We start from the raw sequence: 13,093 nt of genomic DNA on the forward strand, positions 1-13,093 counted from the left end.
AACCTGACCGCTGGAGGTGGGTGTGGATGCACGATGAGATGGACGGGCCCGGTGTGGGCGGGCGCGTGGCGGGCTTCACCCTCGAGGGGGAGATCGCCACCGGCAGCTTCGGCACCGTCTTCAGGGCCTCCCGGGATGGGCGCCGCTTCGCCGTGAAGCTGGTGCGCATGGGCCCCCGGAGCGAGCGCGAGGTGGACGCGCTGCGCCGGGCCCAGGTCCCCAATGTCGTCGGCTTCCTCGGCTACAGCCTCTGGCCGGAGGACGCGCCCCGCTTCCTCGTCCTGGCCCTGGAATTGGTGGAGGGCCGCCCGCTGGACGTGTGGGTCCGCGAGGAGAACCCGTCCGCGCTCGAACTGGTGGAGCGGGTGCTGGTGCCGCTGGTGGACACCCTGGCGGACGTGCATGCCGCGGGCGTGGTGCACCGGGACGTGAAGGAAGCCAACATCGTCATGCGCGAGGCGGACGGGCAGCCGGTGCTGGTGGACTTCGGCGCCGCCGCGTACGAGGGCGCCCGGCGCCTGACGATGCAACTGCCGCCGGGCACCCCGGAGTACCGCAGCCCCGAGGCGCTGCGCTTCGCGAAGCAGTGGGAGGGCGAGCCCTATCCCCTCGGCCCCTCGGACGACCTGTGGGCGCTGGGGGTGATGCTCTACTGGCTCCTCACGCGCGAGCTGCCCTTCGGGGACAGGAAGAACCCGGGCCTGGTGCGCGTCATCCTCGAGGAGACGCCACCGGCTCCCCAGGTGCTCAACCCGCGGGTGCCCCCGGCGCTGAGCGCGCTGTGCCTGCGTATGTTGGAGAAGACGCCCGAGGCCCGCTTCGCGGATGCCGTGGCGCTCGAGGACGCGCTGGAGGACGCGGCGGCCCGGGCGGATGACTCCTGGCGCGTGCCGCTGTTTCCCGGCGGGAAGCGCTCCGAGCCGGCTCCGGTGCCACGTCCCCGTCCGGAGGGACGGAGATGGCCCTGGGTTGCCGGGCTCGGCGCCGCCGTGCTGGGGGGCGTCCTGTGGGGGGCCTCCCGGATTCCAGAAGCCATCCAACGTCCCGCGTCCACCACCCCTCTCCCGTCGCAACAGGCTGTCCCACGCCAGGAAGTCGCGTCCGCTCATCCGACGGGAGACGTTGGCCAGGGCGCGGCTTCCGAGGCGTCACCCCCTTCCACTTCCGCGCCCGTCGCCCGTGCGACGCCGCGAAGCGAGGAACCCGCCATGAAGAAATCCCAGAAGACCCGCTCCCTGCTCGCCGCCGGCTGCCTCGCTGGCTCCGGCTGTGCGAGCGGTCCGCCGCAGCGCCCGCCTCCCGCCCCGGCCGAGTGCCCACCCGGCGCCGCCGCCACCCGCGAGCGGTTCCAGATTCCCGCGGGAGAGGTGCAGCCCACCATCTTCCCCGACTCCTGGAGCTCCCGGATCGCCGTCATCCGCGAAGGCGAGGTCACCGTCGAGATGCTGGGGACCTGGGGAAAGCTTCCGGAGCACACCCGCTTCAGGGGCCAGGCCATCTTCGGGACGGGGCGAGTCTATGGCCGCTTCAGCGAGGCCCTCCTGCCAGGAGGGGAGATCCTGCCCGTCTGCCTGGAGTGGGTGTCTCCCGCGGGCGTTGGCTGGGAGATGCGGCCGGGGAGCACGGCGAAGGAAGCGCGCATCTGGTGGGATCCCCGCATCATGTCCGTGTTCAGCTTCCGCTAGTCCCCGCGCTGGAGGACGTCTTCCGTGCTCTCATCTCCGCTCTGGTCCCTCCTGGCACTCCTGCCCTTTCAAGGCGCCGTCGTGGAGCAACCCCCGTTGGCTCGCTGCGAGGACGTCCAGCGCATCGAGCTGGCACTCGAGCCGTCCGCCGCGGCCCGGGAGATTTGTGTCAGTCCCGGGCTCACGACGAGCCTGCACTTCGACGCTCCCGTGAGCGTGGATCTGCAGGACGAGGTGCACTTCGAGGCGGTGGTTCGTGATCGCAAGCTGCTCACGGTGATGCCGCCCCCCGAGATGAGCGCGGGGGAACGGCTGCGGCTCACGGTCCGCTTCGAGGGAGAACCGGCCTCGAGTGGTACCACGTTGATGCTGGTGGGCCGTTCGGGGCAGGCGACCCACCAGGTGGAGGTGTCTCGAGACGAGCGCACCCGGGAGTCGCTCCGGCGGGAATTGCTGCAAGAGCGCGCCAGGACGGCACAACTGCGCGAAGCGCTGGCGAGAACCCAGGCCATGCTCGAGCAGTCGGGGGGATTGCGCAGCCTCATCGCCAGCAAGACGATGGGGCCCAGCGGAGTCCAGGCCCAGGCGATCCTCCTGGAGTTGCCCGGGCAGCCGGAAGGAGGCCTCTCCTGGGTGAGCGGGATCAGCTACCGCGCCAACAAGACCGTGGCGGCGGAGGTGTGGCTGCTCAACTCAGGGCCGGAGCCGTGGCGGGTGGCCGGAGGCTCGCTGGTGGACGCGCGGGGCGTGGAGATGAAGGGGTTGAAGTTCCGGCAGGACGAGGACATCGCGCCCGGCCAGCTCAAACCGGTCATCGTGGAGGTGGATGCGTCCTACGCGCAGGCTCGCGGCGAGTTGACGCTGACGCTGTGGGACGAGCGGGGCCGCACCATCACCCTTCCCAAGGTCACCTTCCCGTAGACGGGGCTCCAGGACGGGCATGGTTCTCCAATGGCCATTGAATCCCCCACATCGCCGCGCTTCTTCGTTTTGAAGCATGAAAGAAGGGGGAGTCACGATGTCGAGTTCACCGGCATTGATAACAATGTAGGTGAAGCATCGAGATGCCCGCGGTGTAGAGACTTCATCGGCTCGCTGCCGTGGTTGCCACCCTATCGCGGTACATTGGAACTTTACGGAAAGGACCCTGGCGATTTGGTCAGAGGCGTCGGTGATGAAGTCCTCATCAGCGAGCGTCTGGTTGAAGCCTTTCGTGCGGAGGGGCTCACTGGCTTGCGAGGTTTCCATCCAGTGGAAGTGCTGCGAGTACGCAGGCAGCGCCGTGGTCCCAAGACACCCATGACACCCAGGTACTTCGTGGTCACTCCCGTCTTTGGTAGTGCGGCAGTAGACGAACACCGCAGCCGCATCCGGCGCTCCTCGGCCATCACTTGTAACTGGTGCCGAGAGACCGGAGTGGACTCCATCCACGGGGTGGTTCTCGAGCAGCACAGCTGGAATGGCGATGACATTTTTACCGCCCGCGGTCTGCCCGGCTCCATTGTCGTCTCCGGGCGCTTCGCGGACTTCGTGGCCCGGCATGGCTTCACCAACATGAAGCTGACGCCCACGGAGGAGTACACGTGGGATCCCCTGCGGCGCGGCCCGCCGCCCTCGGATGCCAGCGGACAGGCCTGAGTCTCCCTGGCACATCGGTCTGGCCTCTCAGGGGATGGCCACGGCCTGTGAGGCGTTGCGCCAGACGGACAAGAAGCTGGCGGATGCTCTGGAGGCGGCGGCCAGGCAGGAGGCGAGAAAGGTGGCGGAGGCCGCCCATGCGCGGCAAGGCGCCGAGGAGTCAGGGGCGTCGGAGTCCGAGGTGGAGGAAGCCACGCAGGCGTCCTCCGATTCACCCGAGCCTCCCGAGTGCAAGGGCCAGAATCACCACGTCATTTCCAAGCGCATCGCCAGGGCCCTGAAAGCGCACCCCGTTCTCAGAGGGCTCTACAAGGCTCGGGATGAGCGTTTCGTCGCCCGGGCCACAAGGACGAGGAATCACACTGCGGGTATCAGCGGTGGCACCGAGACGTGGATGATGAGGTGGTAGCATGGTTGCGCAAGACCGAAGACGCGACTCGCGAGCAATTCGAAGCCTTCCTGCGTGAGATCTATTCCCGGCCAGACATGCTCGCGAGATTCCCCAATGGGTATGGCGTCCTCTAATTCCCCGCGCTTCTTCGTTCTGGACAATGAGAAGTGGGAGAGTCACGACACCGAGTTCTACAGAGTCGACGAAGACGACGACGTAGGCGAGGCGCCTCGATGTCCACGGTGCGGAAGATTCATTGGAATGCTGCCCTGGCTCCCCCCCTACCGTGTCGTGTTGGAACTCTATGGCAAGGAGTTGGGCGACTTCGCGGAGGGAGTTGGTAATTCGCTTGTCAGTGAGCGCTTCGCCGAGGCCTTTCGTGCGGAGGGACTCAGGGGGTTGGAGGGCTTTCACCCCGTAGAGGTGCGGCGGGTGCGCAGGCAGCGCCGGGGTCCCAAGCCTTCCATCGTGCCTGGTTATTTCCTGGTCACGCCCATCTTCGGCAGTGCGGCGGTGGACGAGGCTCGCAGCCGTTTCCGGCGCTCCGCGCCCATCTCCTGTGATTGGTGCCGCTTGACCGGAGTGGATGGCATCTACGGATTTGCTCTCGAGCAGGGGAGTTGGAATGGCGATGACGTCTTCATCCCCCGTGGCTTGTCCGGCACCATGGTTGCCTCGGAGCGCTTCGCGGACTTCGTCGCCCGGCATGGCTTCACCAACATGAAGCTGATTCCCACGGAGGAGTACACGTGGGATCCCCTGAGGCGCGGTCCTCCCTCCTGAACTCCGGGCGGACAAGCCTGAGACTCCGTGGCTCGTCGCGCCTCGCCGCTCAGTCCGCCTCGGGCAGTGGCACGGGCGCGGCCTGTTCAGGGGCCGGCACCGTGGCCTCCCCGCGCAGCAGCCACAGCGCCACCACCCCGGGCACGCACAGCGCGAGCGCCACCTGCCACGACTGCGTCCACACCGGCGGCGTCTCCATCCGCGCCCACAGCACGCCGCTGGCGTTGTTGACGAAGTGGAGGACGACTCCGGCCAGCAGCGAGCGCGTGCCCAGCGTGGCGTAGCCGAGCACCAGCCCCACCACCGCGGCGATGAGCACGTGCACCGGGTGGATGTGGAGCAGGCCGAAGGTCAGCGCGCTTCCCACCACCGCCACCGTGCGCGAGCCCGTGCGGGACAGCCCCGACAACATCACCCCTCGGAAGGCCGCCTCCTCGCACACCGCCGGAGCCACCGCCACCACCGCCAGCGCCAACGCGAGCGGCCAGCGGGCACTCTCCTTCATCAGCAGCTCCATCAGCCGCGCGAACTCCTCCGTCCCCGGCGGCGACACGGCCTCCAGCACCCGGCCCAGCACCCCCTGCAGGCCGAGCACTCCCGGCACCAGCAGCACCACCGCGAGCGCCCCGCGCCCCGTGGGCAGCCGCAGCGAGAACACCTCCCGCATGTCCGCTCCCGAGCGCTTCACCCACAGCACCGCCACCGCAAGGAAGATGCCCACCTGGCTCACCGCCAGCACGCCCCACAGCGGCAGCCGCTTCCACAGCAGCACCCCCGCCAAGAGCGAGGCCACCAGCACCACCGCGAAGTAGAGCAGGGCGCTCCCGGGCGAGAAGTGGTCTCCCCGCCCCACCTTCCGGCCGAACACGTCCCTCCACGGCTTCTCTCCCGACAGCAGCACCTGCTCGCTCTCGAAGATCCGCGCCGCGAGGAGCAGCCCCGCCACCGCCCACGCCAGCGTGCTCGTGAACACCACCCCGAAAATCCCCGCCGACACCTTCGCCATCAGCAGCTCGCGCAGCAGCAGCGACACGTTGACGATCGGCACCAGCGCCAGCGTGGGCGTCAGCTCCAGCCCCGGCACGATGGCCGCATAGGCCGCCACCATCACCAACAGCAGCAGCGGGGTGAGGTAGTTCTGGCCCTCCTTGAAGCTGCGCGCCATCACCCCCACCGCGAGCATCATCGCGCTCACCAGCAGCGCCAGCGGTACCAGCGCGGCGAACACCGCCACCAGCACGCCCATGCTCACCTGCACCTGGCCCACCGCTCCTCCGGCGATGGCCGCGATGGCCAGTCCCAGCGCTCCCAGGTTCATCAGCGCCCCGCCCAGCGTGAAGAGGCTCACCACGCCGTACTTGCCCAGCACCACCTCCAACGGACGCACCGGCGCGCACAGCAACGTCTGCAGCGTGCCCCGCTCCTTCTCGCCCGCCGTCACGTCGATGGCCGGGTAGAAGCCCGACATCACCAGCGCGCACAGCAGCAGGTACGGCAGCCCCCACGCCAGCCATGTGCCCGGCGAGCGGAAGTCCGTCTGCTTCACCTGGAGGGGCTCGGCCAGCTCCGGGGACAGTCCCAGCTGCGTGAAGCGCGCTCGCACCGTGTGCTGCCCCACCTGGTCCAGCGCCCGCCGCAGCCGCCCGTGCGCCACCCCGGCCTCGGGACGCCCCGTGTCGACGTAGAGCTCCACGTCGAGGTTCTCCCCGCCCCCTTCCACCGGCACCCCCTTCAGCGCGAGCACCGCCTGCACCTGGCGCTCCTCCAGCAGCGCCAGCGCCTCCCGCCCGGGGGCCTCGGGAATCGTGTCGCGGCGCTCCACCCACTCCACGAGCTCGGCCTCGTCCATTTCCTCCAGCAGCCAGGCCGGGGCGGGCCCCCAGAGGGCCAGCTTCAAGGGCCGCTCCCACAGTTGCTGGGTGGCCGCACCGGTCACCATCGCGGAGCCCACCAGCAGCAGCGGGTAGAGCAGCAGCGGTACCCCGACGAGCAGCGCGAGCGTGCGCCGGTCCCGCAGGGCTTCCCTCAAGTCCTTCCGGAAGAGGGTGGAGGTGATGGACCAGCGCATGCGAAACCTCTCAGGTGGACCGGGAGGGCAGGTAATGGAGGAAGGCCTCGGTGAGCGTGCGGACTCCGGCGCGGGCGCACACCTCGGGGATGGGGCCCTGGTCGAGCGCCTGGCCCTGGTGCAGCAGCACCACCCGGTCACACAGGTAGTCCACCTCCCCCATCACGTGCGTGGAGAAGAGGATGGCCTTGCCCGCGTCCCGCGCCGCGCGGAGGGCGTCCAGCAGGAAGCGCCCGGAGAGCACGTCCAGCGCCGTGGTGGGCTCGTCCAGGATGAGCGCCGGTGGGTCATGCAGGAAGGCCCGCGCCACGTTCGCCCGCTGCTTCTGCCCCGCGGACAGTGTCCCACAGGGCTTGTCCGCGAAGGGCCCCATCTCGAAGCGCGAGATGAGCTCCTCCGTGCGCCGCTCCAGGTGTGCCGGCTCCAGCTCGTGCAGCTGGCCGAAGAAGGTGAGCACCTCGCGCGGGCTCAGCCGCTGCGACAGCGCCGTGTCCCCCGACAGGAAGCCCAGCCGCTGCTTGACGCGGAAGGCGTCCGCCGCCGTGCTGGCCCCGTCCACCAGGCCCTCGCCCCCCGAGGGCGTCAGGACGCCGGCCAGCATGCGCAACAGCGTCGTCTTCCCCGCGCCGTTGGGGCCCAGCAGCCCCACCACCTCTCCGGCGGCCACCGTGAAGCTCACCTCCCTCACGGCGGTGAAGTCTCCGTAGTGCTTCGTCAACCCCCGGGCTTCGAGCATGGCATCCCCCCGGACCTCGCCGCACGGCCGTTTCAGCGCCAGGTGTCTTGACGGGTCGTGCCTGGAGGAGGAGGTAGGCCTCCCCCCTGCTCGGCGTCAATGCGCGGGCCGTGGGGCGGAGGGACTCCTGTTCACCAGACGCCGATGCCCAGGTGCAGCCCGCCACGGGCCTCGATTTCCTCCAGCAGCGCGGAGCCGCCGAGCGCCAGGGCGTAGGCGGGCATGGACTCGGTGACGAGCCGGCCGTCGTCCCGGGCGAGGTACGTCACCGGAGCGCCGAGGCGGGAGAAGCCGGAGGAGCGCAACAGCTTCTCCCCGGCGCGGGTGATGAGGAAGGCGAGGGCGAGCTCCACGCCGCGCCCGGCGAGCAGCCCCAGCACGTGTTGGGTGAGGAGCGTGCCCAGTCCCCGCCGCTGGTGCTCGGGCGCCACGGCGATGCCCAGGCCCGCCACCTTCACCATCCGGCCGCCCAACATCACCTCGCGGAAGGTGACGGCGCGGAAGCCCGCGAGCGCTCCGCCCCGCCGCACCGTCACCACCAGGTCCGGCCGCGTGTCGTAGTAGTAGCGGCCCCGCAGCGCGGGCTCTCCCGGGATGCAGCGGGCCACCAGGGCGCACAGCTCCGCTTCCAGCCCGGGCGGCAGCTCCCGGGTGTCGTGCACCTCGAGATCCTCGCCCACGCTGACGGTGGGTTTGGCCCTCCCCCGTGCCTTCACCGTCTCGTTGTAGAGCACCACCTTGTGCAGCTCCACGGTGCCGCCGAAGACGGAGAGGCACAGCAGGTCGCGCAGCATTCCCTCGGCGCCTTCACCCCGGCGCAGGCCCTTGCCTCCGAGAATCCGGATGAGGCCCTGGGCCGCGTCCACCGCCGCCTCCACGCCGTGCAGCTTGAGGATGGAGAGGGTGCCGAACACCTCCTCGCCCCGGGCCAGCGAGCCGAGCGTCGCGTCCAGCAGCGCCTCCAGCGTCTCCTCGGCCACGCGCATGCGCACCAGCCGCTCTTGAATGTACTGGTGGCGTCCCAGGGGCTCGCCGAAGGTGCGGCGCGACTGCGCATGGGCCAGCCCGCGCTCCAGGCAACGGCGCACCGCCGCGAGGTACAGCACCCCGGTGAGCAGCCGCTCCTCGGTGAAGGTGGCGCGGAACAGGCGTACGCCGTCCCCCAGCTCGCCGAGCCGCGCGTCCTCGGGCAGCACCACCCGGCGGGCGATGAGGCTGCCGGTGGCGGAGGTGGCCAGGCCCGTGAGGTCCCTCACCGGGCGCAGGTGCACGCCCGGCCAGGCCGTCTCCACCAGGAAGAGGTTCACCGCGTGGGCCGGAGGCACGCCGCCCAGCCGCGCGGAGACGATGGCCAGGTCCGCGGGCCCCACGTTGGTGATGCTGCACTTGCGCGCGTCCAGCCGCGGGCCCTCCGGCGTGGGCACCACGCGCGCGCGCAGGGCGAGCAGGTCCGTGCCCGCGCGGGGCTCGGTGTTGGCCACCGCGCCCACCCACTCGCCGGACAGCAGCCGGGGCAGGTGCCGTGCGAGCTGGGCCTCCGTGCCGGCCCGGGCCAACAGCCGCACGCAGACGAGGTGCGCGAGCAGCGAGGTGGCCAGCCCGAGGTCCCCCGAGCCCGCCGCGAAGCCCGCGAGCGCATGCACCGCGCCCGGCAGCCCCTCGCCCCCCAGGGAGGGCTCCAGGGCCACGCGGAACAGGCCCGCGTCGCCGAGCCACCGGAACGCCGCGCGATCGAAACCCGGGGCCGCCGCCTCGCCCTCGCGCCGCTGGCGGCCTTGCTTCGTACGCTCGGTGCGGTAGCGCTCACCCAGGGTGCGGAACCGCTCGTGAAGCGCGCTCCTCATACCGGCCTCCTGTCGAGGCCGATTCTACACCCGGGCGGTTCCCCTGGCCGGGGCCGCCAGGGGGTCAGGCCTTCGCCAGCGCCTGCTCCAGGCGGGCGGCCTCCTGCCGCACCTCGTCCGTCTCGGGCAGGGGCAGGGCCAGCACCTTCTTCACCTGCTCGCGCGCCTTGGCCGGCTGTTCCGCCCGCGCGAAGGCCAGGGCGAGGTTGAGCAGGGGCTCGGGCCGCTGGGGAGCACGCCGGACGGCCTCCTCCAACACGGTGAGGGCGCGGGTGAGGTGTTGCGCCCCGTTCTCCTCGGCCATGCGCAGCAGCAGCTGGCCGAGGTTGTTGGCGGCACGCCAGCCGTCGGGCGCCAGGCCCATGCCCGCCTCGTAGGCCGCCACCGCCTTGTCGTACGCGGGCGGCTCCTCCGCCTCGTAGCAGGTGGCCTCCGCCATCTTCAGGGACTCGGTGGCCAGGCCCAGCGAGTCCATGGTGCGGCACAGGTGCAGCACCTGCTGGTACTGGCCGCGCGCCAGCATGAGCTGCGCCAGGTTGGCCTGCGCGTCCGGATCCCTGGGCCGGCTCGCCGCCAGCGCCGAGGCCGCCTTGTAGGAGGCGTTCACGTCGCGCAGCGCCATGCTCAGCACGGTGAGGGTGCCGAGCAGGCGCGGGTGGCGGGGAATCTCCTTGAGTCCCTGCTCGAGCACGCGCTTGGCCCCCAGCAGATCATCCCCCGACGCGAGCGCGTGCGACAGGCTGAGGTAGGCGGGCATGAAGCGGGGGTGCTGGGAGATGACCTGCCGCAGCGTGGCGAGGCCCTCGGCGTCCTTGCCCGCCTCCAGCTGCACCTGCCCCAGCCGGTAGTGGAAGACGGCGTTGGCCGGGTCGAGCTGCGCGGCCTTGGCGAGCGACTCGAGCGCCTGCTCCGTCTTGTCCTGCTTGATGAGCATCATCCCGCGGCCGAAGTGGGCCTCGGCGCGCTTGGGCTCCTTCGCCATCACCTGCTGGTAGGCCTTGAGGGCCACGTCCAGCTGACCCTTCTGGGCGGCGACGTTCGCGCGCAGCAGCAGGGTGTCCCCGGTGGGGCCCTGGGCCTCGGCCTTGGTGATGAGCTCCTCGGCCTGCGGGAGATTGCCCTGCAGCAGGGTCAACCTGGCCAGCACCACCAGGGCGTCCCGGTTCGTGGGCTGACGGGCGAGGATCTTCTTCGCCTCCGCGTGGGCCTGGGCCAGCTGCCCCGCCGCGAGGAGCTTCTCGAGAGGATTCATGGAGTGGGAGTGTCCCCCAGGGTCCGGGGGCTGTCGAGCGTGGGCTGGAAACGCGAAGGGGCCCCGCCGAAGCGAGGCCCCTGGGTACAGCGGTCAGCGCGAGGGACTACCAGGAGGTGACGAAGTCCTTGACGCCCTCGGCCGCGTCCTTGATGCCGCCGCCGATGTCCTTCACGGTGTCCACGGCCTTGCCCACGTCCAGCTCCACGCCGAACTCCACGCTGCCGCCGATGCCCAGCGCGGCGCCCACGTCGAAGTTGGCCGACAGCTTGCCGTCCTGCAGGCCCACGTTGGCCTCGAACTCGGCGCCGATACCGGCGAAGGCCTCCGCGCCCACCGTGGCGGTGGCGGGCCCAATCTCCTGCGACACCTCGCCGCTGGCGCGGGCGCCGGCGAACGCCTCGCCGCCCACCGTGGCCGCCACGTCACCGTGCAGCGGATCCACCACCACCTGGCCCTGCACGCTGGCCTCGGCGCCCACGTTGCCCTCGGCCTGCCACGAGGTCTTCCCCACGGGGCTGTCCACGTGGCCCTCGACGGAGCCGCGCACCAGGTTGGCCTGGGCCTCGGCGCCGCCCGAGGCGATCACCTTGCCGTTGGCCGGATCGAAGGCCACCGAGCCGTTGGCGCTGGCACCGGCCGTCAGGGCCTGGCCCTCGACCGTGTTGTGGAAGGAGCCGTTCACATCACCGGAGGTGTGCGAGCCCTGGAAGGCCGCCCACTCCGCGCCCACGCTGCCGGAGGTCAGCTCCTGCTCGAAGCCGCTCGTCTCGAGCGTCTTCTGGGTGGCCGTCTGGCCGGGGCTGTTGGTCTGCGTGGTGCTGGTGGTGCGGCGCTGGCCGTCGATCAGCCCCTGCTCGTGCGGGTTGAGCGTCTCGCCACGCTTCTGCTTGGCAACGGCGGCGTCGATGTCCGCCTGGCGCGCCGGGTTGTTGTCCGCGCGGAAGTCACGCTGAACCTCGCGGTACGCCTGGTTGCGCTCCGCACCCGGCTCAGCGCGGCTCTGCGACACGGGACGGTAGCGGTTGAACTCAGCGGAACGCGAGATCGAGGTCATGACGGGGGGCTCCAGGGGATTTGGCGAGTGCGGCGTTGAACAGGTTATCGGCGGTGATCGCGGGGAGTTTCCTGCACACTCATTTTTCGTGAATTATCCCGGCCTGCTCCGGGCCATCCCCAGGGATTCCGGGCACATAGCGCCCCGGGGCCAGGATGCCGGCTGGATCAACGGCCTGTTTCAACCGCCGCAGGAGCGCGGCCGAGTCATCCCCCGTGGGCAGGGAGTCCTCCGCGGACTGGAGGCCCAGCCGGGTGGGATGGTACCCGGCGGTGGTCAGCTCGCGCGCCAGCGCCCGGTAGCAGGCCAGGGCGCGCTCGTCCTCGCCGCGCTTGTCGCGATCAAAGGCGAGGGCCACGACGAGGTACAGGCAGCGGGCGGAGTGGGCCAGCAGCGCCAGGTTGGGCTCGAAGCCGAACATGCGGGGGAGGCGATCCGCGATGGCCACGGCGCGCTGGGCCTCCTCGCCCGTGAAGGGCAGGGCCACCGAGCACCAGATGAAGCCGCAGCGATCCCTGTCCGGGTGGGGCTCGTCCGGCCTGGGCGTGCGCTTGCGCCAGTACGTCATGGACAGGTTGATGTCCGTGGGGACGCCCTGGAAGGGGCTCTCTCCGTCCTCGGGAGGAGGCGAGAGGCGCAACGGGCGCGGCAGTCCCTCGAGCGCGGAGGCCAGCCGCCGCTCCAGCACCGCGCCCATGTCCACGTCCGGGGCGTGGAGGGCGCCGCTGATGGCCCAGCGGCCGAAGCCCTCGCGGAACTGGTCCAGCAGGAAGGCGGGCAGGGGCGTGCGCCCACTGGTGGCGGCATACGGGTACTGCCGCGCGATGCTGAGCGCCTTGATGTCGTTCCAGAAGAAGAAGCTGCTGCGCAGCGTGCCGTCCAGCGCGAGCTCCTGGAGCGTGTCCAACCGCTCGAAGAGCTGCGCGTCCTCGTCCACCGAGATGAAGAACTCGCGGAGGTAGGGTTGCTTGCGCGCGAGCCAGAACGTCATGCGCGTCACCACGCCGAGCGAGGACTGGCTGAAGAGGCCGTCCAGCGAGGGGCCCACGCCCCAGCGGAAGACGGGGGCGGCCCGGGCGCCGGGGAAACGCGCCAGCCCCGTCTCCACCCGCTCGCCCGTGGGAAGCACCACCTCCAGGGCACACACGTGCTGGAAGATGTCCGCGTGCGGGCCGCGCCCGTCTCCCCGCTCGAGCGCGTTGCCCACCATGCTCGCGTCCGGGGAGCCACCGATGGAGGTGATGAAGGTCCGGGAGCCCTGGGCCCGCAGCCACGCATGGGCCTGGCGGAAGGTGACGCCGGGCTCCACGGTGAGGTACGCGAGCTTCTCGTCATGGGCGAGGATGCGGTTCATCCGGCCCAGCTCCATCAACACACTGCCGTCCCGGGGCGGCACGCGCGAGCCGTAGCCCCAGTTGCGTCCGGTGCTCACCGGGTAGACGGGGACGCGGTGCTCCTGGGCGATGCGCAGGCAGGCCTGGACCTCGGCGGTGCTCGCCGGGCGGAGGATGGCGGGGATGCGCTGGGTGGTGGCGAAGGTGGCCGTCTCCGCGGCCGCGAGCGCCTCGGGCTCGGTGACGACGTGCTCCTCGCCCAGCGCGGAGCGCCACGCGGCCAGGGCGGACTCCAGCGCGCTCAT

Annotated in this window: 10 protein-coding genes and 1 pseudogene; 5 read left to right on the forward strand and 6 right to left on the reverse strand. The window is 70.8% G+C overall.

Annotated elements, in window-relative coordinates; genetic code table 11:
* Nucleotides 1-26 precede the first annotated feature (26 nt).
* The 5 genes and pseudogenes from Q664_RS32200 (at nucleotide 27) to Q664_RS61380 (ending at nucleotide 4,497) form a co-directional block, all read left to right on the forward strand.
* Nucleotides 27-1,685, forward strand: a complete 1,659-nt coding sequence (locus Q664_RS32200; protein ID WP_052518934.1) for a serine/threonine protein kinase — start codon at nucleotides 27-29, stop codon at nucleotides 1,683-1,685.
* Nucleotides 1,686-1,709: 24 nt separating this feature from the next.
* Nucleotides 1,710-2,606, forward strand: a complete 897-nt coding sequence (locus tag Q664_RS32205; protein WP_043404131.1) for a DUF2381 family protein — start codon at nucleotides 1,710-1,712, stop codon at nucleotides 2,604-2,606.
* Nucleotides 2,607-2,636: 30 nt separating this feature from the next.
* Nucleotides 2,637-3,323, forward strand: a complete 687-nt coding sequence (locus tag Q664_RS63140) for an imm11 family protein (RefSeq protein WP_043404133.1) — start codon at nucleotides 2,637-2,639, stop codon at nucleotides 3,321-3,323.
* 235 nt (nucleotides 3,324-3,558) lie between these two features.
* A pseudogene (locus Q664_RS63215) lies at nucleotides 3,559-3,848 on the forward strand (hypothetical protein); the annotation flags it as partial.
* A 157-nt stretch (nucleotides 3,849-4,005) separates the two neighbouring features.
* The gene (locus tag Q664_RS61380; RefSeq protein ID WP_235216959.1) at nucleotides 4,006-4,497 is read left to right on the forward strand and encodes a hypothetical protein; all 492 of its coding nucleotides are present in this window, start codon (nucleotides 4,006-4,008) and stop codon (nucleotides 4,495-4,497) included.
* A 49-nt stretch (nucleotides 4,498-4,546) separates the two neighbouring features.
* Here the strand turns inward: Q664_RS61380 and Q664_RS32225 are convergent, their stop codons facing one another.
* From Q664_RS32225 to Q664_RS32250, 6 genes are all read right to left on the reverse strand, one after another.
* Nucleotides 4,547-6,565 carry an ABC transporter permease subunit/CPBP intramembrane protease gene (locus tag Q664_RS32225; RefSeq protein WP_043404135.1) on the reverse strand — a complete coding sequence of 673 codons (2,019 nt, stop codon included), beginning with the start codon at nucleotides 6,563-6,565 and terminating at the stop codon, nucleotides 4,547-4,549.
* Nucleotides 6,566-6,575: 10 nt separating this feature from the next.
* Nucleotides 6,576-7,301, reverse strand: coding sequence for a heme ABC exporter ATP-binding protein CcmA (gene ccmA / locus Q664_RS32230; RefSeq protein ID WP_043404137.1), 726 nt, complete (start codon nucleotides 7,299-7,301; stop codon nucleotides 6,576-6,578).
* Nucleotides 7,302-7,432: 131 nt separating this feature from the next.
* Entirely contained in the window at nucleotides 7,433-9,145 is a 1,713-nt protein-coding gene (locus Q664_RS32235; protein ID WP_043404139.1) for a GNAT family N-acetyltransferase, read from the reverse strand.
* Nucleotides 9,146-9,209: 64 nt separating this feature from the next.
* Complete coding sequence (locus Q664_RS32240) at nucleotides 9,210-10,397, reverse strand: tetratricopeptide repeat protein (RefSeq protein ID WP_043404141.1); 1,188 nt, start codon at nucleotides 10,395-10,397, stop codon at nucleotides 9,210-9,212.
* Between the two features lie 106 nt (nucleotides 10,398-10,503).
* Entirely contained in the window at nucleotides 10,504-11,454 is a 951-nt protein-coding gene (locus Q664_RS32245; protein WP_043404143.1) for a hypothetical protein, read from the reverse strand.
* A 79-nt stretch (nucleotides 11,455-11,533) separates the two neighbouring features.
* On the reverse strand, nucleotides 11,534-13,093 hold the full coding sequence (locus Q664_RS32250) for an FAD-binding oxidoreductase (RefSeq protein ID WP_063934792.1): 1,560 nt from the start codon (nucleotides 13,091-13,093) through the stop codon (nucleotides 11,534-11,536).

It is taken from the genome of Archangium violaceum Cb vi76, assembly GCF_000733295.1.
In the GTDB taxonomy this organism is placed as follows: Bacteria; Myxococcota; Myxococcia; order Myxococcales; family Myxococcaceae; genus Archangium; species Archangium violaceum.

What these genes read in the sequence shown, in the direction of transcription:
- Q664_RS32235 (WP_043404139.1), bottom strand. Translation starts at nt 9,145, where the DNA reads ATGAGGAGCGCGCTTCACGAGCGGTTCCGCACCCTGGGTGAGCGCTAC.
- Q664_RS32200 (WP_052518934.1), top strand. Translation starts at nt 27, where the DNA reads ATGCACGATGAGATGGACGGGCCCGGTGTGGGCGGGCGCGTGGCGGGC.
- Q664_RS32225 (WP_043404135.1), bottom strand. Translation starts at nt 6,565, where the DNA reads ATGCGCTGGTCCATCACCTCCACCCTCTTCCGGAAGGACTTGAGGGAA.
- Q664_RS32250 (WP_063934792.1), bottom strand. Translation starts at nt 13,093, where the DNA reads ATGAGCGCGCTGGAGTCCGCCCTGGCCGCGTGGCGCTCCGCGCTGGGC.
- ccmA (WP_043404137.1), bottom strand. Translation starts at nt 7,301, where the DNA reads ATGCTCGAAGCCCGGGGGTTGACGAAGCACTACGGAGACTTCACCGCC.
- Q664_RS63140 (WP_043404133.1), top strand. Translation starts at nt 2,637, where the DNA reads ATGGCCATTGAATCCCCCACATCGCCGCGCTTCTTCGTTTTGAAGCAT.
- Q664_RS32245 (WP_043404143.1), bottom strand. Translation starts at nt 11,454, where the DNA reads ATGACCTCGATCTCGCGTTCCGCTGAGTTCAACCGCTACCGTCCCGTG.
- Q664_RS32240 (WP_043404141.1), bottom strand. Translation starts at nt 10,397, where the DNA reads ATGAATCCTCTCGAGAAGCTCCTCGCGGCGGGGCAGCTGGCCCAGGCC.